At 45.6% G+C, this 23,017-nt stretch carries 25 protein-coding genes; 13 read left to right on the top strand and 12 right to left on the bottom strand.

The window, feature by feature from the left end; translation table 11 throughout:
• Positions 1–132, bottom strand: coding sequence for a hypothetical protein (locus Phpb_RS27335; protein ID WP_276204290.1), 132 nt, complete (start codon positions 130–132; stop codon positions 1–3).
• On the opposite strand from Phpb_RS27335, the gene Phpb_RS22730 reads away from it, so the two are divergent.
• The 10 genes from Phpb_RS22730 (at position 124) to Phpb_RS22685 (ending at position 9,997) form a co-directional block, all read left to right on the top strand.
• On the top strand, positions 124–867 hold the full coding sequence (locus tag Phpb_RS22730) for a fimbrial biogenesis chaperone (protein ID WP_065392357.1): 744 nt from the start codon (positions 124–126) through the stop codon (positions 865–867). The genes Phpb_RS27335 and Phpb_RS22730 overlap by 9 nt on opposite strands.
• A complete protein-coding gene (locus Phpb_RS22725; RefSeq protein ID WP_240492667.1) occupies positions 851–1,471 on the top strand; it encodes a fimbrial protein in 621 nt (206 codons plus the stop codon). The genes Phpb_RS22730 and Phpb_RS22725 overlap by 17 nt, the downstream gene beginning before the upstream one ends.
• A 61-nt stretch (positions 1,472–1,532) precedes the next feature.
• Positions 1,533–2,234: a fimbrial protein gene (locus Phpb_RS22720; RefSeq protein ID WP_065392339.1), complete on the top strand. Its 702-nt coding sequence runs from the start codon at positions 1,533–1,535 to the stop codon at positions 2,232–2,234.
• Between the two features lie 55 nt (positions 2,235–2,289).
• Complete coding sequence (locus tag Phpb_RS22715; protein ID WP_065392338.1) at positions 2,290–2,973, top strand: fimbrial protein; 684 nt, start codon at positions 2,290–2,292, stop codon at positions 2,971–2,973.
• Between the two features lie 56 nt (positions 2,974–3,029).
• Entirely contained in the window at positions 3,030–3,767 is a 738-nt protein-coding gene (locus Phpb_RS22710; RefSeq protein ID WP_240492666.1) for a fimbrial biogenesis chaperone, read from the top strand.
• Positions 3,768–3,796: 29 nt separating this feature from the next.
• Complete coding sequence (locus Phpb_RS22705) at positions 3,797–4,591, top strand: fimbrial biogenesis chaperone (RefSeq protein WP_065392337.1); 795 nt, start codon at positions 3,797–3,799, stop codon at positions 4,589–4,591.
• A 104-nt stretch (positions 4,592–4,695) separates the two neighbouring features.
• Entirely contained in the window at positions 4,696–7,431 is a 2,736-nt protein-coding gene (locus Phpb_RS22700; protein WP_240492665.1) for a fimbria/pilus outer membrane usher protein, read from the top strand.
• 123 nt (positions 7,432–7,554) lie between these two features.
• Entirely contained in the window at positions 7,555–8,898 is a 1,344-nt protein-coding gene (locus tag Phpb_RS22695; RefSeq protein ID WP_065392336.1) for a hypothetical protein, read from the top strand.
• A 131-nt stretch (positions 8,899–9,029) separates the two neighbouring features.
• Positions 9,030–9,521, top strand: a complete 492-nt coding sequence (locus Phpb_RS22690; protein ID WP_065392335.1) for a CaiF/GrlA family transcriptional regulator — start codon at positions 9,030–9,032, stop codon at positions 9,519–9,521.
• A gap of 89 nt (positions 9,522–9,610) precedes the next feature.
• A complete protein-coding gene (locus tag Phpb_RS22685) occupies positions 9,611–9,997 on the top strand; it encodes a hypothetical protein (RefSeq protein ID WP_065392334.1) in 387 nt (128 codons plus the stop codon).
• Between the two features lie 38 nt (positions 9,998–10,035).
• Here the strand turns inward: Phpb_RS22685 and spoT are convergent, their stop codons facing one another.
• Genes spoT through gmk form a run of 3 tightly spaced genes read right to left on the bottom strand, consistent with a single transcriptional unit; the run spans position 10,036 to position 13,124 of the window.
• A complete protein-coding gene (spoT, locus tag Phpb_RS22680) occupies positions 10,036–12,153 on the bottom strand; it encodes a bifunctional GTP diphosphokinase/guanosine-3',5'-bis pyrophosphate 3'-pyrophosphohydrolase (protein ID WP_065392333.1) in 2,118 nt (705 codons plus the stop codon).
• A gap of 17 nt (positions 12,154–12,170) precedes the next feature.
• Complete coding sequence (gene rpoZ, locus Phpb_RS22675) at positions 12,171–12,446, bottom strand: DNA-directed RNA polymerase subunit omega (protein ID WP_011144672.1); 276 nt, start codon at positions 12,444–12,446, stop codon at positions 12,171–12,173.
• A 54-nt stretch (positions 12,447–12,500) separates the two neighbouring features.
• Complete coding sequence (gmk, locus tag Phpb_RS22670) at positions 12,501–13,124, bottom strand: guanylate kinase (protein ID WP_046395304.1); 624 nt, start codon at positions 13,122–13,124, stop codon at positions 12,501–12,503.
• Between the two features lie 345 nt (positions 13,125–13,469).
• On the opposite strand from gmk, the gene Phpb_RS22665 reads away from it, so the two are divergent.
• Positions 13,470–13,907, top strand: coding sequence for a type II toxin-antitoxin system HicB family antitoxin (locus Phpb_RS22665; protein WP_065392332.1), 438 nt, complete (start codon positions 13,470–13,472; stop codon positions 13,905–13,907).
• 239 nt (positions 13,908–14,146) lie between these two features.
• Here the strand turns inward: Phpb_RS22665 and Phpb_RS22660 are convergent, their stop codons facing one another.
• The 8 genes from Phpb_RS22660 to relB form a co-directional block, all read right to left on the bottom strand.
• Complete coding sequence (locus Phpb_RS22660; protein ID WP_240492664.1) at positions 14,147–15,109, bottom strand: hypothetical protein; 963 nt, start codon at positions 15,107–15,109, stop codon at positions 14,147–14,149.
• A gap of 792 nt (positions 15,110–15,901) precedes the next feature.
• The gene (locus tag Phpb_RS22655; protein ID WP_240492670.1) at positions 15,902–16,618 is read right to left on the bottom strand and encodes a hypothetical protein; all 717 of its coding nucleotides are present in this window, start codon (positions 16,616–16,618) and stop codon (positions 15,902–15,904) included.
• 943 nt (positions 16,619–17,561) lie between these two features.
• A complete protein-coding gene (locus Phpb_RS27185) occupies positions 17,562–19,157 on the bottom strand; it encodes an RCC1 domain-containing protein (protein WP_065392331.1) in 1,596 nt (531 codons plus the stop codon).
• A gap of 818 nt (positions 19,158–19,975) precedes the next feature.
• Positions 19,976–20,302: a KilA-N domain-containing protein gene (locus Phpb_RS22645; RefSeq protein WP_065392330.1), complete on the bottom strand. Its 327-nt coding sequence runs from the start codon at positions 20,300–20,302 to the stop codon at positions 19,976–19,978.
• A gap of 28 nt (positions 20,303–20,330) precedes the next feature.
• Positions 20,331–20,609: a helix-turn-helix domain-containing protein gene (locus Phpb_RS22640; protein WP_065392329.1), complete on the bottom strand. Its 279-nt coding sequence runs from the start codon at positions 20,607–20,609 to the stop codon at positions 20,331–20,333.
• On the bottom strand, positions 20,606–20,875 hold the full coding sequence (locus tag Phpb_RS22635; protein WP_240492663.1) for a type II toxin-antitoxin system RelE/ParE family toxin: 270 nt from the start codon (positions 20,873–20,875) through the stop codon (positions 20,606–20,608). Before Phpb_RS22635 ends, Phpb_RS22640 begins: the two co-directional genes overlap by 4 nt.
• Before the next feature lie 554 nt (positions 20,876–21,429).
• Entirely contained in the window at positions 21,430–21,702 is a 273-nt protein-coding gene (locus Phpb_RS22630) for a type II toxin-antitoxin system RelE/ParE family toxin (RefSeq protein ID WP_065392327.1), read from the bottom strand.
• Positions 21,702–22,142 (bottom strand): type II toxin-antitoxin system RelB family antitoxin, encoded by a 441-nt coding sequence (relB, locus tag Phpb_RS22625; RefSeq protein ID WP_065392326.1) that lies wholly within the window; start codon positions 22,140–22,142, stop codon positions 21,702–21,704. Before relB ends, Phpb_RS22630 begins: the two co-directional genes overlap by 1 nt.
• A 437-nt stretch (positions 22,143–22,579) precedes the next feature.
• Between relB and Phpb_RS22620 the strand changes: the two genes are divergently transcribed.
• Both Phpb_RS22620 and Phpb_RS24245 read left to right on the top strand, forming a co-directional pair.
• Positions 22,580–22,834, top strand: a complete 255-nt coding sequence (locus Phpb_RS22620; protein ID WP_065392325.1) for a hypothetical protein — start codon at positions 22,580–22,582, stop codon at positions 22,832–22,834.
• A complete protein-coding gene (locus Phpb_RS24245; protein WP_075489593.1) occupies positions 22,831–23,016 on the top strand; it encodes an AAA family ATPase in 186 nt (61 codons plus the stop codon). Before Phpb_RS22620 ends, Phpb_RS24245 begins: the two co-directional genes overlap by 4 nt.
• Position 23,017 lies beyond the last annotated feature (1 nt).

Raw genomic sequence — 23,017 nt, 5'->3', positions numbered from 1 at the left:
TTATGTGGCTTTAGCCTGAGGAGAACCTCCTCGGGCTTCTTTGGTGAAGAATTCTAGATGATTGATGATGCCTTTTATCAGGTAGTTACTGGCGGGCAGAGCCAAAATAGTGAGAAAGAAAAGATGATCCATAAACTCCGACTTCCTAACATCATAGTAAAAAGCTTTGTATTGGGTGTGTTTTTATTCACGTCACAAAGTCAGGCCGAAGGCGGATTTGGCATCGATGTTACACGCATTATTTTCTTACAGGATAAAGCTGCAACAACAGTCTCAGTACGCAATACAACAACCAATATCCCTTACTTGGTGACAACTAAAATTACTCGCACCGTCGATGGCAAGGGTAAAGCGCCTTTTTACGTCACGCCTCCTTTATTCCGTTTGGACCCTAAAGGAACCAATGTCCTGCGCATCTTAGGCGATACCAGTAAGTTGCCGACTGACCGGGAGAGCGTCTTTTATTTTAATGCCTCTGCTATTCCCGGTAGTAATAATCCGCCGAGCCAGCGTTTCGAAGAAACTAAGATTGGCGGCGGGATAACTTATGCCATCGGCAATACCATCAAACTATTTTATCGGCCAACGGGATTGGTGGGTACGCCAGAGCAGGCATACAAAGCGCTGCGCTTTACCCATGCTTCCGGGGGCGTTCAAGTCAGTAACAATTCGCCTTATCACATCAGCTTTACCCAAATCAAAGTTGATGGCGTGCCGGTGAAGTTTTCTGAAAGCCATCCACAAATGCTGGCGCCTTTCAGTAGCCATGTTTATCCCGCTCAAAATAATCAGAATAAAAAGAAAGTGGAATGGGCGGTGATCAGCGATCTCGGCGGTGGAGAGAACTTCAATGGTGAAATTCAGTAAAGCCGGTATCTCAAGGGTTCAGCATCTGCGCAGATACCTGAATTACATCGGCATAGGCGGAGTTCTGTGGCTCTCTTCTGGCCCCTTGTGGGCGGAGAATTCTGCCATCGTCACATTTAAGGCCGATATTGCCTACGGGACGTGTGATATCGCTGTGGATAACAACAATATCGATCTGGGCAAAGTGCAATTTGCCAGCCTGGTATCAGGGAGCGCCTACGGGGAAACCAATCTCACTCTGAGAAATTGCTCAGATGTGATCGATGCAAACAGGGTTGCTCCTGCGATTACTATTACCGGAGAGCATTTTGGTACAAATGATAAGACGCTATTTCGTAGTCAAAACAGCGAAGATTCGGTTTCAAAGGCTGTGGGCGTCACGGTGCGCTTGAAAAAGCTGAATGGAACGGAATGGTCCTCAAATATAGCGGATAGTGAACCATTTTATCTGGCGGATAAAGGCACAGTCATAAATGCTCAAACTCCCTCTGTGCCGGTGAGGTTTTCACTGGTATGCGCCCCGGCGGCAGGGGAGACGATAATGGTCTGCAAAAAGCCAGGAAGAATCTATGCCAACGTGAATTTTACATTTGATTATCGTTGAGTTTGCAGTGCGATTCATTAACAGAATAGCTGTAAACGAGAGAGTTTTAAGGTGGACCAAAGTGACAAGGCAAGAAAAAAACAGAGTGGGCGACCAACAAGCTTTTCTGAGTAATGGCGGCTGCTCGACGTTGCGTATCGTGGTACTCCGGTTTTGTTGGGGGGTTATGTTAGCTGCGCTATTCTTGGCAGGCAGCGTTATGGCTGAATCCGAAGATCCTAAACCCCCTCCAATCCCATCGACGCAATCGAGTGGGGTAGACGTAAATCTGTCTATAACTGTCGTGCCTGAACCTTGTGACGTAGGGATCAGTGGTAGTGATATCAATGGTTCGGAGCTGAATTTCGGCTCGCTACCAGCGGCGGAGTTCAGTCAGGCAGGGTATATATCAAACCCCAGAAGATTTACTCTGGAATTAACCAATTGTGGTGATCCGGATGTTGCACCGAACGGACCTGTTATCACTGTGTCAGGAAACACCATCGACGCTGAACAAGGTTCAATATTTCGTGATCCTGTCTCTGGTTCCGATGATAACGCCTCTGAGGGGTTGGGGTTTATTGTTCATTTAGGAGATGAAGGGAAAATAGGTTGGGATAATTTGGTAATAAATAATCATGAGAATCGCCTTGATTCGCTATTTTTTGATGATGGTCGTGCACAGCTTCAGGTGACGGCAGCGGTTGCACGTGGAAAAGATAGTAAGGTTATTCGACCAGGCTCATTAATTGCGCGAGTCGCGTTTACCTATTCTTATCCCTGAGATGCGGTTGATCACAGATGATAAAAATGGGGACCAATGAGGGGAAGAGAGTTAGATGAAAGCGAAAAATAGCACTCTTATAAACCGTGAGTTAATAACATGTCACAGCAGAGCGAAATATTCGTTACTCATCATGATACTGATTGGATGGATTATCGGTTGTGTAGCTTTGTCGGTTCAGGCGGATGGTAAGAATATTGAGATCACAATTAAAGGCAATCTGTTGCGTCCGACTTGTGCGTTGAGTGTAAATGGCAAGTATGGCGGATCTACTGGTAGTGGTTATGACGATACTATGCCTCAGGTCTACGCGAATCAACTTAGAAATAGCAAATATGTGGAAAGTTCAGCCTTAGATTTAGAATTTCAGCTTAGTCACTGTAGTCCAGGCCAATCGCCAGCGTTGTACATATGGACTAATGGTGCTCGCAACTCAAGTGACTTGGAGCTGTTCATGCCTGCAAATGATGTTGGTACTACCAAGGGAGTGGGGATTAGGTTACGGGACCTTGGCAACCAGACGTTTGTAAAGGCGCAGCCTATCAATGATCCGTTTCAGGTGCCGTTACCGTCCGCAGGGGATGGAGTAACGAGGACGTTCCGGGCTTATGTGGGTGGTTTTGGCGACAAAAATAATCCAGTAACGTGTAAAACCGGGAGTAACGAGACCAGTGTGTTATGCGGAGGAGAGGCGCGAGTGACCATACATTTTGAGTTTTCGTATGAGCGCTTGAAGTAGATAACGTTATCAGCCGGGTGTATTTGAGGAAGAGTATCTGAAATGAAGTGGGATATATGAAAAAGCTGATAGTTATGGGGATGCTGGGGATATGGGCGGTTATGGCGTCGTCGTCAGCCCACGCAGGTCTGATGTTGAGGAAGACGCGTATTATTTATCAGCAGGGTGACAAGGTGCAAAGCATCTCACTGCAAAATTCAGGCGAAGAGGTCTATCTGGTACAAGCTGCCGTGACGCCGTGGGATAACCCAAATACTCGTTCATCGGAGTTTACGGTGCTGCCCCCGTTGTTCCGTATGGAGGGCAATAGCTTGAATGTGATGCGCCTTGTACGTACCGGTGGTGATTTCCCTGCTGATCGTGAGTCTCTGTTTCGTTTTCGGATTAATGCGATCCCGGCGAAGAAAACAACTGATGACAGCAAAGAAAATAGCGACGGGAAACAAGGGGAGATTGGCGCGTCGCTGTCTATCTCGTTGGGTATGAATATTAAACTTATCTACCGGCCGGATAAGCTGCCGATGACGCCGGAACAGGCCCGGGGTCGGCTGACGTTTACACAATCAGGCAATAGTGTGGTAGTGACCAACCCAACACCGTATTACCAGACTTTTGCTCAACTGAAACTTGACGGCAAGGCGGTGGATTTTGACAAAGCCCCGTCAATATTGACGCCTTTCGGCCAGACGACTTTTCCCCTGGCAGGCAAGGTTGGCAGTAAGGTGGAATGGTCGATGATCACCGATATCGGCGGGGTGAGTAAGCTACAGAGCGGTACGTTACAGGCTGACTGAGTATATTTTGAGAATTGGAAGAGCATCACATGGCGGAGCGTAAGGTTTTAATAAAGCAGAGGGTGACGTCTGTGTTATGCGCTCTGGCAATGATATTACCGGTTTTGCCACTGAGGGCGGAAGAGGGCCTGATGGGGGCGTTATATATCAATGATGCCCGTGTGCTTTACCTTGAATCATTCAACAATGGCGTTCCTTCAACATTCATTAATAACAGCGACAGTAATTATCTAATTCAGTCAACGGTACGGGAATTGGACCCTGCCACCGGTTTACCGCTGGATGCTAAGGCGCCATTTATTGTGATTCCGCCTATTGCCAAGGTGGATGCGCATGAACGGCAGGTGTTGAAAATCCTGCGTACCGGTGGGGATTTTCCTAAGGATCGGGAATCTCTGTTTTTTCTGAATGTGCGTATGTTGCCTTCTGAGAAACCATCATCGGTATCTAAGAGTTTCTCCGGCAAGATAAAAATGACGACGGCTTTGGCGGTAAAAGTGTTCTATCGTCCTGAAGGGTTGCCAAAAGAGGGCGTTGCCGGTGCCGTGAAACAATTAAGCGCGTCAGTAAAAGAGAGTGTTGTGACGCTGACTAATCCGTCGCCGTTTTGGATAACGTTGCAGGCTTTACAGGTAAGTTCGTTTGCCGTACCGGATCAGGATTTATTTAGGATGGTGCCGCCATTTGGTCAGCAGAGCTGGTCGCTGCCGGTGGGCAAAATGTCACTAGGCAATAGTGTCACGATATCGTGGCGTGCTATTGATGAATTTGGTTTAAGCACCGATGAAGAGAGTCGATCTATTGCTGTATCTGGCAGTGGCTAATAGCAATATGGTTAATAACAATTGTGGTTAATAACAATATTGCAGATACCGACCGAATAGATATTGAGTTGAATATATTTAAATAAGAGATGGCGATTTTAACAATGAAAATGTTAATTCCGGTGATAAGCTGCCGTTTAGAGCGACCGCCTATTTATCATCGTGTAAATCAAAATATTTCTATTTCTCTGGCGCTATCAAAGTGCCCGGTGAAATTGCGCCTTTCTCTGGTTTTCTGTCGGATGGCGCTGGCGTTTGTGACTGGATGGAGTGCTCAGGCGATAGGACGCGACTATTTTGACCCGGCCTTATTGGACTTTGGTTCGAATTCAGGGCAAACGGTGGATTTATCACAGTTTGAAACCGCCGGAGGCCAGGCGCCAGGGACTTATCGTGTTGACATTTACGTGAATGGCAATTTTTTTGATTCACGGGATATTACGTTCCAGCGTCATGGCGACAGCGAGCTGGTCCCGGTGCTTACTCCAGATTTGTTAGATACCGCCGGTGTTAATATCAGCGACACGCCGGCACTGAAAACCTTGCCGGCGGATAAGCCGATAGAGAATCCGTTAGGTAAATATATTCCCCAGGCTACGGCCCGCCTGAACTTTTCCCAGATGCGGTTAAATTTGAGTATACCCCAAATAGCGATGAAGCCTTCAGCCAACGGGCAGGTTGATCCGAAGTTATGGCAAGAGGGCATCCCGGCTTTTATATTGAACTACAACATTAATGGCAGCCAGAATCGACGCTCGCAATTTGGCAATCAACAGACTAATCAGAGTCTGTTCGGTAGCTTCAATTCTGGATTGAATCTGGGTGCCTGGCGTCTTCGTAACACAGCTACCTATTCTTATAGTACCCAAACTTATAACCGGTATGACTCACTCGATGACGCAATGAAAAAAACCACCCAATCCCGGCAAAGGTGGAACTTCCTGCAAACCTATTTGCAGCGGGATGTGGTGGCGTTACGCAGTGATCTGACGATAGGGGATACTTCCACCGGCAGTGTGGCGGGGCAGGTATTTGATGGTTTCCCCTATCGTGGGATTGGGCTGGCCACCAGCGATTCGATGATACCGGGTAGGCAGAGTGGTTTTGCGCCGATTATCAGTGGGATAGCTAAATCTAATGCTCAGGTGACGGTGACACAGAATGGCAGTGTGATTTATCAAACCAATGTCGCGCCAGGCCCATTTCGTATCACGGATTTGGTGGGGAGCAGTACCGGCGGGGATTTGCAGGTAACAATCACTGAGGCTGATGGTACCCATCATGGGTTCAGTCAGGCTTATTCTAGCCTGCCGATGATGTTGCGGCAGGGGCAATTCAAATACGAAGCAGCGGCAGGGCGCTATCACAGTAGTGGATATAGTAGCGGCGGGCGTAAGCCAGTGTTTGGCATGGTCTCAATGATTTATGGTCTGCCCGGCAACGTCACATTATATGGTGGTGGTTTGGTAGCGCAATCGTACCAGTCCGCGGCGCTGGGGACCGGGCTTTCCCTAGGTATGATGGGAGCGTTATCCGCGGATATCACCACGTCTCGGGCCAGGTTGAAAAATATGGCTGATATCCAGCGCGGAGAATCTTATCGCGCTAAATATTCGAAAAGTATGCTGACCTCCGGCACGACGGTGGATTTAACCGCGTACCGCTATTCAACACGTAATTACCTCAGTTTTTCCGATGTTAATACCCAAGGTTACACGGTTTGGGGGGAGCTGCCTTCCTGGATGTCTCAGCGACGTCGCAGCAGTTGGCAAATGAGATTGAGCCAGTCATTGCCGGGTAACTATTCCCTGTGGCTCAGTGGTCAGCGGGATAACTACTGGGGCAGTTCTAAAACTAACACCACCCTGTCGATGGGATTGAATGGCTCTTTCTACCGTGTGGGCTGGGGGCTTAATTACAGCATTGATCGCATACGCGGCAACGGCGATTGGCCTGAGAACCGGCAAGTGTCGTTGAACGTTAACATTCCTCTGAGTCTGTTTGGCTCTTATGCGGCTCTGAACAATGCGTATGCCAACTATAGCTTATTCCACGATAGCACGGGGCGCGGCAGTAACCAGTTAGGTTTGGGCGGTTCATTGCTGGATGACAATAGTCTGTCCTGGAGTGTGTCGCAAAGTCAGGCGAATAAAGGACAGGGAAATAGCGGGTCAGTATCAATGGGATACAGTGGTTCCCTTGGGCAGGCTAACCTGGGATACAACTACGATTCATCGGGAGGGCGAGGTGTGAACTACGGGATTAGTGGCGGATTGATCGCCCATCAGCATGGCGTCACGTTGGCATCGCGTATTGGTGATGCGGCGGTATTAGTGCGGACATCGGGGGTTGGCGGTATTCGTGTGATGAACTCCAGCTCGATTTCGACTAATCGTTGGGGATATGCGGTGGTGCCTTATGCCCAGACGTACAGCCGTAATAGTATCAGTTTAGATCCGTCATCGCTGCCGGAAGGGGCTGACATGGCGCAGGGTAGCAAGAACGTATTCCCGACTAAAGGGGCGGTTGTGATGGTGGATTATCCCGTACGTATTGGGCAGCAATTGTTGATGAATTTGCTCTATCACGGTAAACCGGTACCGTTTGGGGCAATGGCGGGGCTTAAAGGGGATACAACAACCAATCTGGCGGCGATAGTCGGGGAGGGCGGACAAGTGTACCTGAGTGGCATGCCTCCCAACGGGGTACTCAAAGTGAAGTGGGGCAGCGCGCCGGACAGCCAGTGCGAGGTGATGTTTAACTTGGGGCCGCCGCCGGTAAAAACGAAGCAAGATAAGAGCTGGAGCCCAATGAGGCAATTGAACGAAACCTGCCGTTAAGATGGGGCAGGGTTAAGATGAGGTGGTGCACAGATAACCTGATGTGAAGAACCATCGTTATTAGAGGAAGAGGAACCGCTGAAAGGTGGGTGTAATCTGGCCGGGATGGGGGGAGATTAACGAATGAAAATTTCTAACAGGACAACTGGGAAGTTACTCCCGGTTGGGCAGCCGATGAAGACGAATAAGACATTTATTAACAAGCTAAAACAGGATATGAGTTGGATGGTGGTTCATTGTCGCTGGTGGTCGATGCCGATATGGGTGGGGATGATATGCCTATCCGTGGTGGCTATTTCTTCTTCTCCCTCAGTGTTTGCCGAGTCACTAAATTGGAACGCTGATACAACCTTGAAAGTCTTGGGGCCTGAGCGGACGGTAAAGCGCAGTGATGGAGTAATCACTTACCCGGCAGCGGGTAAAGCGACATTAGATGTGTTTCCGTTTTATAGGAAGAGGATAGCGAGTAACACCACCTCGTATGATCAGAAATTTCTGGAGGATGTCCGGTTCCAGCTCAGAGCAGGGCGCGGTGAAATTTTTAAAGTCCCTAGAGTGGTGTCAGGCAGTTACGAATGTACAATTATAGCTAAATCTCATTATTACCATACTAAGCATCCTATTGAAGGAACAGCCATTCAACACTTTACGGTGAGTCTTGATAAGCCATACCCCAATGAAAATCTTTCTCAACCATTATATTTCCAGCCGGAAAATCCTAATAATCAGGATGATAAGAATATAGCAGAGGGAAGGATAAGTGACCTCGATTTTGATGTGTCCTGTCGTGGGGTAAATTTTTCCTGGCAGCGGAATCCTGATGAAAAAGTCGAATTTGATAGTGACGATAACGCACCAATTTTAAGTATTTTGGCTGATGGAGAGGAGTTCATGTCGTGGTCCAAACCACGCTTTCCGCCTATCAAAGACCCGGTAACAGTACTGGACCCGCCGGTTTGCGGCTTAGATTTTGGCACCCCAGGTGCTTTTGTGGGTGTAGTGCCGATGGGAGAGGTTCTCCGGTCGCTCGGGCCATATCCGAAACAGCTCCCAACAGGTGAATTCAGCAGGTCTGGTGGATATTTTCCTATGAACATTATATGCACGGTGAGCGATAAGAACAAGGCCGGAGGAGTGGCCACTTTGCAGTTTTCTGCCTCACAGCTAGCTGATAATAATGAAAGTATCGTGGTGCCTGACTTCGATGACGCGCTGAGGATTAAAGTGGTGCCGACAATGATAGGCGGGAATACTCAGTTGGCGGCGCCAAACGTGAAAGACAAGCCAGTAAAATTTGGTCCTCCAACTAACCCGGCGGATGTTCTGTACTTTACTGTGGGTGATACGCCAAACACCTATGTCTCTCAAAACCAATTTAATGTGGAAGTTTGGCAAGTAAAGGCGTTAAACCCGGGTACTTATGGTGAATTTCAGACCACTATGAACGCAACGTTAGTCGTGCGATAACGCCTACGATGGCAGGGTATTTAAATATGGCATGTGGCTTTAGCCGCCTAAGTGCTTCATCTCAATAAATCACACTATTTCATTTCTCATGTGGTAACAGATCGACCAGTTAGTCACCAGGGGAGAGTAAAATGACAATCAATGTTAATGATTCAATGGCGCTTCAAATGAGCGGCAGTCAGTCTGATTTGCCCGGAAATCAGACTATTACTGGCAAGCAGAGTAATCATGGGACTTTTCGTCTGCCTGTCTGCTTGTCTCATTTGAATGATACGCCGTTGTATATGGCGGTCGCGTATTGGGGGTTATTGAAGGGGCGAGGATTTACCAAAAGTGAAATCAGTCAGGTGTTTCGGGTGTCGGAACGCCGGGCAAGGGATGTGATGAATTATATCTACAATGAGCGGAGTGATGTGATTTCCTGTGAAAAAGTCTTTTTTCGTGAAAAACACGGCAGTCGGCGTCTGATGTTGATTGTTACGGCAGTCGCTAAACCTATGCCTCAGAGGAACCAGACACTGGTGACAAAAACGGTGAAGTCGGCGCATTCCCGGACATCATCACAGATTAATCATATGCGTACTTGGTTTTTGCAACGCGCTTGCGGTCCGTTTATTTCTTAACGGTCCGTTTATTTCTTAAAGAGTATGACACAGGTGGCTGTCTGGCGGCATATGGTGGAGGATGCGTTTTTATCGATTCTGTGGGTAGGATGCTGATAAGCCGAGTGGTATTGGTTATCAGCATCGTACTGCTTATTGCCTGTGGGTTGTTATTGGGTAACAAAGTTCGCCACTCCCGCTATCCCCGTATGCTGCTAGCGTATTGGTGCCGGGCATGGATTTTGCCGCTATTGTTTATTGCAATTGGGCTGGTGTTAATGTTTGGCGTGGAGGGGGAGGGGTGGTTAGGTCGTATGCTAGGTGAGGTTGATTCCGTATTGATGGGCCTATTCCTTGAGCATCGGAATGACGCGCCGTCGGCTCTGTATCCGGCGCAGTCATCGACAGTGGTCTCTTGTGGGGCGGCGGTGGAGAGCGCTGTTGGCTATTCACCGGTTGATCCGCACGGGCTGCCCGGAGTTGAAAAGAATAATTAAAACCAGATCCCCTGAGCGACGAGGGGAGTCTGGCCGGTTTAGTTTCTGTTACGGCTGACTCGCATCACATCCGGCATAATGCGGATTTTGCGCATAATATTGGCTAACTGGATGCGGTCCTTGGTGGTCAGCCGGATAAAAGCGCAGTAAACACGACCATCTTTCTCTTCTGTGTTCATGCTCTGAATATTGGAGTTTGCTGCGTTAATCGCGGCGGTCAGATTTGCCAGCGCCCCTTGATGGTTAAACATATCCACTTTGATTTCAGCAATAAAATCACTGCTAACATCTTTATCCCACTCCACCGGCATAAATTTCTCCGGCTCTTTCTGATAGCCGCGAATATTACGACAGGATTCATGGTGGATAACCAACCCTTTGCCGGGGCTGATATGGGCGATAATCGGGTCGCCGGGGATCGGCCGACAACATTTGGCGAAAGTGATCAGTACACCGTCAGCGCCTTTGATCGGTAGTTTACGTGCTCCGCTGTTACTGCTGCTGGTGTTTGCGCCGCTCTCCTGCGCGCCTAACAGGTTGCGGGCGACGACGATACTCATGGTATTGCCAAGCCCGATTTCAGCCAGTAGATCCTCTATTGTCGCGAGTCTCATTCGCGTCAACTCTTTATTGATATTTTCCTGTGGAATATCAACCAGCTTTTTCCCATTCCCAAACGCGTGATTTAGCAGGCGACGACCTAGCCCAATCGAATCTTCCCGCTTAAGGTTTTTTAGCAATTGGCGAATTTTGGCGCGCGCTTTTGAGCTGACGACAAAGTTCAGCCAGGCGGCGTTTGGTCGAGCGCCCGGCGCGGTAATAATCTCAACCGTCTGGCCGTTGGTCAGCGATTGCGATAATGGATATGGCTGGCGATCAACTCGCGAACCCACACAGGCATGACCAATATCGGTGTGTACGGCGTAAGCGAAGTCAACCGGGGTCGCGCCCGCGGGTAATTCCACAATGCGCCCTTTCGGGGTAAAAACGTAAATCTCATCAGGAAACAGATCAGATTTAACGCTTTCAATAAATTCAAAAGAGTTGCCGGCGCTTTGTTGTAATTCCAGCAGACTCTGCATCCAGCGTTGTGCGCGAACTTGCGCGGCGGTGCTCGACTCTTTCTGTTCCTTGTAGGCCCAGTGTGCCGCGACGCCCATTTCAGCCATTTGATCCATATCTTCGGTGCGAATCTGGATTTCAACCGGTACGCCGTGAGGGCCAATCAGAGAAGTGTGCAAAGATTGATAGCCGTTGGCTTTAGGGATGGCGATATAATCTTTGACTCTGCCTGGACGGGGTTTATACAGGCTGTGCATCTGCCCCAAAACGCGATAGCAGATATCAACATTGTTGACGATGACCCGAAAGGCATAGATATCCATAATGGAATGGAAACGCTGCTCTTTGAGGTGCATTTTCTGGTAGATAGAGTAGAGATGTTTTTCCCTGCCGCTGACTTTGCATTCAATATTGGCTTCGGCCAGCCTGCCTGCGATTTCAGACAGAATTTTCTGGATCATCTCTTTGCGGTTGCCACGGGCCGCTTTTACCACCTCTTTGATAACCCGGTAACGGTTAGGGTGGAGAGCTTCAAACCCCAGTTCTTCTAACTCGGTTTTCAGGTGGTGAATACCCAGACGATGCGCCAATGGGCTGTAAATCTCTAACGTTTCCCGGGCGATACGACGGCGCTTATCTGGACGTAACGCTCCGAGAGTACGCATATTATGGGTACGGTCTGCCAGTTTGATCAAAATGACGCGAATATCTTGCACCATCGCCATGATCATTTTGCGGAAGTTTTCCGCCTGCGCCTCTTTTTTATCGCGGAAATTGAGCTTATCAAGCTTGGAAACCCCCTCGACTAACCCGGCGACCACCGAGCCGAAAGGTTGGGCGATATCCTGAAAGGTGGCGGGCGTGTCTTCAATGACATCATGCAACAAAGCGGCCATCAGTGTTTCATGGTCGAGACGCATTTCGGCCAGAATACAGGCGACCGCGACAGGGTGCGTAATGTAGGGTTCGCCACTGGTGCGGGTTTGCCCGTCATGGGCATCCCGCGCGACAGTGTAAGCCTGCTTGAGGAGTTCAATTTGACTCCCAGGCAGATATTTTTGGATAAGCAGATTCAGGCTTTCGAACAGATACAAGGCAGACCTACCGTAGATTAACGACGACTTTCCGCGATAGCGGAAACCGCCTGCATTTCCGCGGCTTCCTGCTCTTGTTGTTCCTGGCGCTCACGGACATCCAGGATCTTACCGTTAATCAGCCCCTCTTCCACTTCACGTAGAGCGATAACCGTCACTTTATCGTTCTCTTCCGCCACCAGCGGGTCTTTACCGCCTGTTTGCAGTTGACGCGCTCGACGAGCGGCGACCAACACCAGGTCAAAACGGTTACCAATTTTTTCTACAGCGTCTTGAACAGTTACGCGTGCCATATGTGTGCGACTCCACAGGTAAAGAAATGACTGGGCATCATACTGAAATTGGGTTCAGTCTGCCAATAATTTGCTGATTAAAGCATCATGCCGTTGTGCCTGGCGCTCCCGATGCAGGCGTTCTGAACGGATGATGGTGTGTAGATCGGCCAATGCAGTATTGAAATCATCATTAACGATTAAATAATCATACTCGTTATAGTGAGCCATCTCTGCAACGGCTTGCTCCATACGTTTTTCAATAACGTCTTCACTGTCCTGCCCCCGGCCACGTAGACGGCGACAAAGCTCTTCCTTCGACGGCGGCAGGATAAAAATGCCGCGGGCAGATGGCATCTGTTTGCGGATCTGCTGTGCTCCTTGCCAATCGATATCAAGAAAAACATCCACCCCACTGGCAAGGGTTTCTTCAATCACTTTCCGGGATGTACCGTAATAATTATCAAAAACACGAGCATGTTCCAGAAATTCATTATTATCAATCATCTGGCGAAAGGCTTCTTCGGTGATAAAAAAATAGTGTTCACCATGATTCTCACCGGGGCGCATTGCACGCGTGGTATGAGAGACAGAAACCTGAGTATCATACAAAGGTTGAGTTTTTAATAAAGCCTGAATCAGACTTGATTTACCCGCTCCGCTTGGCGCAGAGACAATATATAACGTGCCTTGGATCATGATGGTGTCTTGGTTGATTGGATAACAATAACAATGAAGCAGAATAAAATTCTTTTACAGTATACACGTACCTGCTTATATGTGTCGCGTTGCCGATGCATTTCTGCCGAAATTTTATTGGCGAAGGATTGCTAATGGGTATTTTGTATCGTTAGAGAGTGACTTCTCTAGGAGTGCTGATAGAAAAAGCTAGGGGTGGAGGAAGCCGCCGAAAGGTATCTATAAATGGTAAATCGTCGGTTTTCCCTGATCATGGCTCCAAAGAGATCCCTGAACCGTTGAGGAAGAAAATAATGAAGGATCTGGGGCTTTAAGTTCCGGTTATCTATTTTAAAGAGAGGTATTATGTTTAATTATCCGATAAAACTAGAATATGACGAAGAGACAGGAAGTTATGTGGCTAGTTGTCGTGATCTTCCCTTATTCAACTCAGTAGGTGACTCAGTTGATGAAGCTCTTCTCGAATCTATTGATGGGTTGGTTACGGCTATTGCTATAGAAATTGACAAACGTCGGCCTATACCTGAAGCATCAGTGTTGGAGGCAGGTGAATATGTTGTCAGTCTCCCTATTCTGGTCGCAATGAAAGTGGCATTGCATAATGCAATGATAGAGACAGGAACACGCAAAGCCGATCTTGCTCGACGATTAGGGCAAAAGGGGCCACAGATTGATCGGCTTCTTGATGTTGAACATTCATCAAGGGTTGAAGTTGTTGAATTGGCTTTGCATCAGTTAAATAGAAAGTTAGATATAGCGGTTAATACTACATTACATCATTAAATAAAATATCACATAAATTGAGATATTTTGCGAATGAAAGTAATTGAAAGGGTAACATGAACAAGTAAGCGGATAATATGATTAATGTGAATGAATTAGAAAATCAGTATAATAACTGGAATTAAATATTCTGATATTTCAGATTAATAGCAAATAAGATGAATTATAACTCGGTCTACTATCTGTATTGCTTGGATATTCAACCGGGGATTGCTCCCCGGCTGTTTTATTAATGATCTTTATTGATTATTACTATCCGCTTTTCTCTTCCAAGGGAGATTATCTGGGTTATCTTGGGAGACTGGCTTTTTCGAGTTAGCACTTTCCGCGCTAGTCGGTCTCAGGACGGCCGGGTCTTTAAACTTATCATTCGGATTGTTGTCTGGTGGCGTCCAGAAAGCGACATTATGAATCCAATGGCAGTTGTCTAGCATTTCAATTGACGGCACCCCGTTTTCCCACTTACTTTCCCATTCAAATTTCTCTTCGGGTTTACGTTCCCACGAAAATCCAGCCCCTTTGCAGGTTGCTGTGTAAACCAGGTCTGTCACGCTAGATTCCATGACGTTTTGGTCTCCCTGGAACTGGTGGGTATCATGATTTACAACGATAGCATCCGTATAAAGGTTTGCTGTGGCTTCGCCAGGCGCTCCATCTTTACGTTTGGCAACCATCTTACAGTGATACATACCTGTGACCACATGTGGAACCTTGAATATTCTGTTTTGTGCTCTAACCCAAAACATGGCGTCTTTTAACATCAAATCGCCGGTCGGTGTTGGAAAATCATGATCGACTACTTGTGGAAAGGCAATTGTTAAGTTAGTGGACCCCCTTGCTGGGTAATGAACCGGCTTACCTTGGTTGTCTTTCCCATTGATGACTGGTTGCCCGAGAGTTTTGAATATGTATCTTGCATCCCAGGAGGGAGTTGCAGGGTACCCTAGGTCTTGTACTGGTACTTTAGGGCATTCAGTAGCGGCCAATACCGAGGTGGAAAAAAGCGCCCCGATAGACACGCACATTACCCATGCCGACCAGCGGCGATTTCGACCAACATTCTGTTTCACTCTGTTGATGAACGTTTTTTCAGTATTCATTGGATACTCTGACGGGGAGTGTTCCCCGGTTGGCATATTAAAAATTTTCATTCTCTGTGATAACCCTGTCCCGGCCAGATTGCATTGGCCTTTTAAGGGCACTCCTTCTTTAAATGATTATTTTCTGCATCGGATTACCCGTGCAGGCCGTTATTACAGATTGCATTCATATAAGGGTATTGCTGGAACTTATGTTTGAGGAGAAATCGTCTGGATTCATATTACCCTCCTAAATTTAAGGTTGTAGTGGATTAACCTTTTTACCCACAGAGGAGCCTGTACCGTAAAACTAAACCCCTTGCGGATTACGCTGATTTTCTATTGCGACTGATAAGACATAAATAAGTTTAGCAACTCTTTAAAAAAAAGATAATAGAAAAAGCAAAAGATTAGAAAAATGTGATAACGAAAAGTTATCAATCGATAACTATAGGTTATCGCTAAAGTGGATTGTTAATGATGGTTGCTAAGATTGTTTTTCACAAATAAATGATAAGAGTGATAATAATGAGATTTAAATAGAAGAATTTAATGGGGATGTACATCTTTATGGCTATTATTACGTGAACGAGTAACTTAATTAACTAATGACCTATTGTCGGGCTGGAAATAAGGTGTTGCTAAGTTGTTTTCGTAATTTACGTTCTATATGATTTGTAAAATATCAGTTATTTTGGGGTTTTTAATATTTATTTTTAAAACGGTTACGTAAAGTTATTGTTTTTTAATCTTTATTTGATAGTTGATTTTGGTAATAACAGAGGGAAGGGGAGATGATATTTTAAATGAAATAAATGATAGGCAGAGCCGAGTGTTATGGCTCTGCTTTGGTTTTAGTAACAATTATTGCGTGCTCAACCGGGGATTGCTCCCCGGCTGTTTTGTTGACGATTTTTATTTATTGCCGCTATCCGTACTAGTCGGCCTCATGACAGCCGGGTCTTTAAACCGATCATTCGGATTGTCTTCTGGTGGCGTCCAGAAAATGACATCATGAGCCCAGTTGCAAAGGTCTTGCATTTTAATTGACAGCGCAGGGTTGTCCCACACACTTTCCCATTCAAATTTCTCTTCGGGTTTACGCTCCCATGAAAATCCAGTCCCTTTACAGGTCGCTGTGTAAAACAGGTCTGTCACGCTAGATTCCAGAACGTTTTTGTCTCCCTGAAACCTGCGGATGATCTGATTTGCAACGACAGCATCCGTCTCAAGGGTTGAGGTGGCTTTCCCGGGCGTTCCATCTTTAAGCTTGGCAGTCATCTTACAGGTATACTTACCTGTGACCACATGTGGCACCTTGAAGATTCCGTTTGGCGCTCTAACCCAAAACATGCCCTCTTTTAACTTCAAATCTCCGGTCGGCGTTGGAAACTCATGATCGACTACTGGCGGAAAGGCACCCGGTAAGTTAGTGTACCCCCTTGCTGGGTAATGAACCGGCTTACCTTTGTTGTCTTTCCCATTGATGATTGGCTGCCCGAGATATCTGAATATGCCTTCTGCATCCCAGGCCGGGGTGGCAGGATATATTGGGTCTGGTACTGGTTTATCTGGGCATTTAGCGGCGGCCAATACCGAGGTGGAAAAAAGCGCCCCGATAGACACGCACATTACCCATGCCGACCAGCGGCGATTTCGACCAACATTCTGCTTTGCTCTGTTAATGAACGTTTTTTCCGTATTTATCGGAGACTCTGACGGGGATTGTTCCCCGGTTGGTATATTAAAAATTTTCATTCTCTGTGATAACCCTGTCCCGGCCAGATTGGATTGGCCTTTTAAGGGTACTCCTTCTTTAAATGATTATTTTCTGCATCGGGTTATCCGCGCAGGCCATCATTACAGATTGCATTTATATAAGAGTATTGCTGGCACTTATGTTTGAGGAGAAATCGTCTTGATTCATATTATGCTCCTAAATTTAAGGTGGTATTGGATTGACCTTTTTTACCCACAGGGGAGCTTATACCGTAGAACTGAATCCCTTGCGGATTACGCTGATTTTCTATTGCGGCTAATAAGACATAAATAAGTTTAGCAATTCTTTAAAAAAAAGATAATAGAAAAAGCAAAAAATTAACAGAATGTGATAATAAAAGATTATCAGTCTATAACTATTGGTTAACGCTAAAGTTGATTGTTGATGGTGGTTTTTAAGGTCATTTTTACAGGTAAATGATAAGAGTAATAATAATGAGATTTAGGCAGAAGAATTTAGAGGGGATATACATCTTTATGGCTATTATTACTTGAATGAGTAACTTAATTAATTAACAATTAGTTGTTAGGCCGGAAATAAAGGGTTGTTAAGTTGTTGTCGTAATTTTCGCTCTGTATGGTTTATGAAAACTTAGTTATTTTGAGGTTTTTAATATTTATTTTTCAAACTGTTTCATAAAGTTATTGTCTTTTGAACGTGATTTGAAAGTTGATGTTGGTAATAACAGCGGGCGAATGAGTTGATATTTAAAACGGAATAAACGATAGGCTGAACCGAAGTATTGTGGTTCAGCCTTGGTTTTCGTGCTTTTTGGTCATTCATAATAACAAGGGATTAATCATCATATTCGCTATGTACTATATTGTCCCCCATATCCAACAGATCCCAGGCTAATCTTTGACCATTTGCCCGTAAGACGGTGAATGCGCTGCTGGATGCACTTAGGCTGATGATATCTTGTAGTTGGGTTATTCCAGGTGGTATCTGGATATTAAGCTCTTTGAACCCCCAAGCGACCACGCTACGATTTGCTCGTAGAGCTGCGAAAGCATAATGACCTCGTGAGGAATCATCAAGATCGGTTGTACTCAGGCTGACGATATCCTTTAATTTGGCAATTTCGGGTGGGACACTAATAAGACCCCAGGAGACCACACTGCGGTCTGCCCGTAGAGCTATAAATGTGTTCCTTGATGAGTATAGGCTGACGATATCTTTTAATACGGCAATTTCGGGTGGAACCTGACCACCAGAGCTTGGGTCCCCCCAGGCGACGACACTGCGATCGGTACGCAAAGCGGCGAAAGCACCATTTGTTGCACTTAAGCTGATAATATCCCGTAATGCGGCAATTTCTGGTGGGACTTGACCTCCATAGTTTTGATGCCCCCAGGCGACCACGCTACGGTTTGCCCGCAGGGCGGCTACAGCATAGGTTGTTACATCTAGGTGGATAATATCCTGCCAATTTGCAATTTCAGGAGGTATGGGATACCCGGGCCAGGTGACTACGCTGAGGTCTGCTCGCCGGGCGATGAAAATGTTATTTCTTGAACTGAGACTGATAATATCCTCTAACTTTTTAATGTCTGGCGGGACCGGGACTTTTCCCCAAGCGACCACTCTACCGTTTGCCCTAAGGGCGGTAAAGGTATCATTTGTGAAGTTATATTTTATAACGAACTTGGGCCAGCCACGGTTGTAGTCATCTCCGCAAGCGTTTGGGTTACGGTCTGGCCACCAGGCTGCACAGACACTATCCGAAATGTTATGTATTGAACTTATGCTTATAATGTCCTTTAATTCAGCAATCTCTGCTGGTAATTTGCCGCCATATTTCTGATCTCCCCAAGCGACTACACTACCGTCTGCCCGTAGGGCAGCAAAAGCATAATTTGTTGAACTCAGGCTGACAATATCCTGTAATTTGGCAATTTCTGGCGGTATAGAGCCGCCATACTTCTCATCTCCCCAAGCGACCACGCTACGGTCTGCCCGCAGGGCTGCGAATGCATAGCCTGTTGAACTCAGGCTGACGATATCTTGTAATTTGGCAATTTCTGACGGTATAGAGCCGCCGCCGCTCTCATCTCCCCAGGCGACCATTCTGCCATTGGTTAATAACATGGCGGTTGCGGTGTAAGTGGAGGTGATGGAGACCTTGTTGTCTTTCCCATTGATTATTGGCTGCCCGAGAGATTTGAATATGTATTCTGCGTCCCCTAGGTCTGGTGTTGGTTTACTGGGGGATTCAGTAGCAGCCAATACCGAGGTGAAAAAAAGCGCTCCTATAGATACGCACATTACCCATGCCGACCACCGGCGATTTCGGCCAACATTCTGCTTCACTCTATTGATGAACGTTTTTTCAGTATTCATCGGATACTCTGGCGGGGATTGCTCCCCGGTTGGCATATTAAAAATTTTCATTCTCTGTGATAACCCTGTCCCGGCCAGATTACATTGGCCTTTTAAGGGCACTCCTTCTTTAAATGATTATTTTCTGCATCGGGTTACCCGTGCAGGCCGTTATTACAGGTTCATTCATATAAGAGTATTGCTGGAACTCATGTTTGAGGAGAAACCATCTTGATGCATATTACCCTCCTAATGATGGTGATATCGGATTGACCTTTTTACCTACATTACCCACATGGGAATCTATGCCATAAAACTTATCCTTTGTGGGTTAATTTGATTTAATACTAGCCATTCTTTGATGAGTAAGATAATAGAGAGAGGTTATCGGCTAATAACTATAGGTTAATACTAAATTGATTTTTTGGTAGTTGGTTTTGGATTATTTTTTATCGATAAGTGATGAAGGTTAAAATTATGAGGTTTGAACGACAGAATTTAGAGGAAATGTACATCTTTATGGCTATTGATTAATACATGAATATGTAACTTAATCTACTAAGTATTAATTGTAAAAAAAGAGTAAAAAGCACCCGGGTGGTTATCTTAATATTCGATTTTTCCTGTTTATAAAAGTGTCAGTTATTTTGGGGTTTTTGATCTTTATTTGAAAGGTGATTTTGGTGATAAAAGAGGGCGGGAGAACTAAGATTTAAAATGAATACTCGATAGGCTGAGTTATTCTATTTGTCTCAGCTATTGGTTAATGGTTCACTTAATGGATTAACTAATTATATTCGCCGTGAGCCTTAATATCTAATTCTAAGGGCTTAACGATCGGTTGCCCGTTTTCTTTTGAGTTTCAATCCCTTTACTGTGTTGATGAGGGATCAGGTAATTGTTGTGATCTCCCTGCCAACTGTTTGACACCTGGCTGACCAATCAGGGAACGCATCTGAGTAGTGAAAACTGTTCAAACCCGCCTGGCTTTTAAACCTCTCGAATTCGACAAGTTTAAAATTGGCTGAATTGTAGAGCTGCTCCCATATCCCCAGAAACTCAATAGTATTTCGGTTACGCAGCCAATTATAGAGGATACTCTCGTCCCCAAAGTTCTTGACCATATCGGTCAACGAGATGTAGTCCTGATCATTATCTATCGTTGAAGAATGCGGATGTAGCTGACTGTTACAAGAGAAAACAAATATGAAAAACATCCGAAGATGCTTTTCTATGTCGTTTGGATTAAGTTGTTTTGAAGCTAAAATGCAGTTCACAATTGCAAGCTTTGGCGTAGTTCAATAGTGTCTTAAGTGTTGGGTTTCCATTTCCTTTTTCAAGCCTGGAAATATTCGCTTCTTTTGTTCCCATACGCTGGGCAACTTGGTTTTGCGTTAAACCAGCAGCATGCCGCATGCGTAATAGAGTATTAATTAGCTCGAATTCTGGTTCTAGCGCATCATACTCAGCTTTTACATCTGGGTTAGCTAATGCTTTGGATTTTAGCGACTTTAAGCTACTCATTTTGTAACCTCTTGCATTCGTTTATAAGCGAGATCAAGATCCTTTTTAGGTGTTTTCTGGTTTTTCTTAATAAACGCATGAAGGACGATGATATTTGGGCCTTGTAGGTAGCAAAACAATCCGCGTCCAATACCTTCTTGCGCTTTGGCTCGAATCTCGAATAGACCTTTTCCCATTGACTTAGTGTGTGGCTCTCCAAGATTAGCGCCATATTCTTCAATGAGTTCAAGCAGTTTCAGCATACGAGCTTGAATTCTGGGTGGCATATTGAGGATCGCATCCTCGACACCATCATAGAGTTCAACGTTCCAGTTCATATTCAATATTGCCCTAAAACTTATCTTATATGATAAGCTTGTGAGTTGTCAAACCTCTGTTTTCGATGAAAACCACAGGGGTGGGAGTTGTTATGGCAACCCTGAACTAAATATTAAATGCATCAGCTTTTCACCATAATATCCGCTCTATGCAGTATATAAAAAAGTCCGTTACCTTGGGATTTCAAGCAGTTATTCCTTCGAACCGCTTCGCAAAATTATTATCTTTGCCTTGGACAGCATCTCTTTATCCTCTATTTTGCCGTTATGCATGGATAGCCAAGGAGCAGCGGATGCTTAATTTATTGATATTGATTCTGTTTATTGTTTTCAGTACACCGATAGTTGCGGCTGAGATATCAGATACAGAGAATAATTGTCCTGATTGAGCCGGTATTTTTTACATGGTGATATATTCAGGCGCTATGATCATTCAATCACCTACTCGTAGCTAGATTAATGTATTAGAAATAACGCAAGAAAAATTCTATCGTCGTAAATAACTAAGGCCATTGCTGGGCAGTATGTAACACTCTGAGTATCTGTAAAAGGTTTCCCTGAACTTGGTAGATAATAACGTAATGGGGATGAACGACAGCCTCTCGTGTCCCTTTTACCCTACCGGGTTTATACATATTGGGGTGTTGGCAGGCAGTTTCTGCCGTCAATTCAAATCCATTATCTAGTTCAATTGCAGCTAGCGGATTATCCAGCGCGATATACTCCATAATAGCCTCACGATCAGCCAGAGCCATTGGCTTCCATTCCAACTCCATTATATCTCCTTACGTAGGGCCGCTTTTTTGGCTGCAAACCGCGCTTTAACTTCCTCATGGGGAATGCTGGGGTGGGGATCATCGATAGCTGCCTGAACTTGCTTACGGAACCATGCGTCATAAGCAGCTGCCTTATGTGTCCGTTTCAGAGCTTCTGCACGGTCTGGGCGGGCAATTTTCGTTGGTATATCCAGATTATAATTGGCTGCATCTACATTGAACTGTGCGATGCCGACGTCTTTAAGATAGGTGACAAGGGTTTCCAGCCGTTTGAACAGGCGTACTTGACGGCTGCGCTGGGCAACCAAAGGACGCTCCACCGTGCCATATTTCACCATCAGAGCCCATCCGTCGTTATGACCTACCACATGTACCGAGTTAACAGCGCCAGCTTCAACCAGGCGATTTAGTGTGGGATGATCGATTGTTTCTGTGACCATAAATGTTCTCCTGAGTTATGTATATGCAAGTACTTAGAGTAGCATATGCAATTAATTATTAATTGCAATGCGATAAATAGTTAAATGAGCCAAGTTCTCACCATAATTATCTGTTTTGTGTAGTATATAAAAAATTCCGTTGCCTTGGGGTTTCAGGAAGTTATTCTTCGAACCGCTTCGCAAAGTTATTATCTTTGCCTTGGACAGTCTTTCTTTATCCTCTATGTTGCCGTTATTACATGGATAGCTTGGGAGCGACGGATGCTTAATTTATTGATGTAGTCACATGGATGTATCAGAAAAGAGTTGTCTTGGGTAAGAATGGAATTTACACTGCATTCTATGGTGTATAATTTATCAACAATTATTGCCTTAATATCATTAAGTTAATTTTATTCTGCCATACGTTTGTGGCGCAAATTACAGGGGCTACAGCGATGAGGCTTGAACTGCAAAATTTAGATGAGATGTCACCGGTGCAAGAGTGCGCTTTTATAGCTATCTTTGATGCTCAACTGGCAAATGACGATGGTTCAGAGGCACGTGCTCACCTCAATGCAGGTGAACCAATTTATTATGCGGAGTTTGACACTCCAGCAGGGATGGTTATTAAAGAATATCCAGGCGGCCGTAGGGAACTGGCTAGTTTTATGAGTGGTACCGAGGAGATAGTTGAGGTTTTGGAAGAGTGACGCATTGGCCTCAGCTATGGGTTATTGCAGGACCTAATGGAGCTGGCAAATCGACACTGGTTCGACGTCATCTAACTGGCAAGGTTCCTGTAGTAAATCCCGATGATATAGCACGAGAACTCAGTCCGCATAATCCATTACTGAAAAATGCGGATATAGTTGGCTGTTATAAGAGAAAATAAA

This window comes from Photorhabdus namnaonensis (assembly GCF_001684335.1).
GTDB lineage: Bacteria > Pseudomonadota > Gammaproteobacteria > Enterobacterales > Enterobacteriaceae > Photorhabdus > Photorhabdus namnaonensis.
Note: the sequence above shows the minus strand (reverse complement) of the source record. Positions and strands in the feature narration are given on the sequence as shown.

Bases quoted from the DNA above. Each gene is read 5' to 3' on its own strand.
- Phpb_RS22730 (WP_065392357.1), top strand. From the start codon at position 124: ATGATCCATAAACTCCGACTTCCTAACATCATAGTAAAAAGCTTTGTA.
- Phpb_RS27335 (WP_276204290.1), bottom strand. From the start codon at position 132: ATGGATCATCTTTTCTTTCTCACTATTTTGGCTCTGCCCGCCAGTAAC.
- Phpb_RS22725 (WP_240492667.1), top strand. From the start codon at position 851: ATGGTGAAATTCAGTAAAGCCGGTATCTCAAGGGTTCAGCATCTGCGC.
- Phpb_RS22715 (WP_065392338.1), top strand. From the start codon at position 2,290: ATGAAAGCGAAAAATAGCACTCTTATAAACCGTGAGTTAATAACATGT.
- Phpb_RS22710 (WP_240492666.1), top strand. From the start codon at position 3,030: ATGAAAAAGCTGATAGTTATGGGGATGCTGGGGATATGGGCGGTTATG.
- Phpb_RS22705 (WP_065392337.1), top strand. From the start codon at position 3,797: ATGGCGGAGCGTAAGGTTTTAATAAAGCAGAGGGTGACGTCTGTGTTA.
- Phpb_RS22700 (WP_240492665.1), top strand. From the start codon at position 4,696: ATGAAAATGTTAATTCCGGTGATAAGCTGCCGTTTAGAGCGACCGCCT.
- Phpb_RS22695 (WP_065392336.1), top strand. From the start codon at position 7,555: ATGAAAATTTCTAACAGGACAACTGGGAAGTTACTCCCGGTTGGGCAG.
- Phpb_RS22690 (WP_065392335.1), top strand. From the start codon at position 9,030: ATGACAATCAATGTTAATGATTCAATGGCGCTTCAAATGAGCGGCAGT.
- Phpb_RS22685 (WP_065392334.1), top strand. From the start codon at position 9,611: ATGCTGATAAGCCGAGTGGTATTGGTTATCAGCATCGTACTGCTTATT.
- rpoZ (WP_011144672.1), bottom strand. From the start codon at position 12,446: ATGGCACGCGTAACTGTTCAAGACGCTGTAGAAAAAATTGGTAACCGT.
- gmk (WP_046395304.1), bottom strand. From the start codon at position 13,124: ATGATCCAAGGCACGTTATATATTGTCTCTGCGCCAAGCGGAGCGGGT.
- Phpb_RS22665 (WP_065392332.1), top strand. From the start codon at position 13,470: ATGTTTAATTATCCGATAAAACTAGAATATGACGAAGAGACAGGAAGT.
- Phpb_RS22655 (WP_240492670.1), bottom strand. From the start codon at position 16,618: ATGTGCGTGTCTATCGGGGCGCTTTTTTCCACCTCGGTATTGGCCGCC.
- Phpb_RS27185 (WP_065392331.1), bottom strand. From the start codon at position 19,157: ATGAAAATTTTTAATATGCCAACCGGGGAGCAATCCCCGCCAGAGTAT.
- Phpb_RS22645 (WP_065392330.1), bottom strand. From the start codon at position 20,302: ATGTTTTTCATATTTGTTTTCTCTTGTAACAGTCAGCTACATCCGCAT.
- Phpb_RS22640 (WP_065392329.1), bottom strand. From the start codon at position 20,609: ATGAGTAGCTTAAAGTCGCTAAAATCCAAAGCATTAGCTAACCCAGAT.
- Phpb_RS22635 (WP_240492663.1), bottom strand. From the start codon at position 20,875: ATGCCACCCAGAATTCAAGCTCGTATGCTGAAACTGCTTGAACTCATT.
- Phpb_RS22630 (WP_065392327.1), bottom strand. From the start codon at position 21,702: ATGGAGTTGGAATGGAAGCCAATGGCTCTGGCTGATCGTGAGGCTATT.
- relB (WP_065392326.1), bottom strand. From the start codon at position 22,142: ATGGTCACAGAAACAATCGATCATCCCACACTAAATCGCCTGGTTGAA.
- Phpb_RS22620 (WP_065392325.1), top strand. From the start codon at position 22,580: ATGAGGCTTGAACTGCAAAATTTAGATGAGATGTCACCGGTGCAAGAG.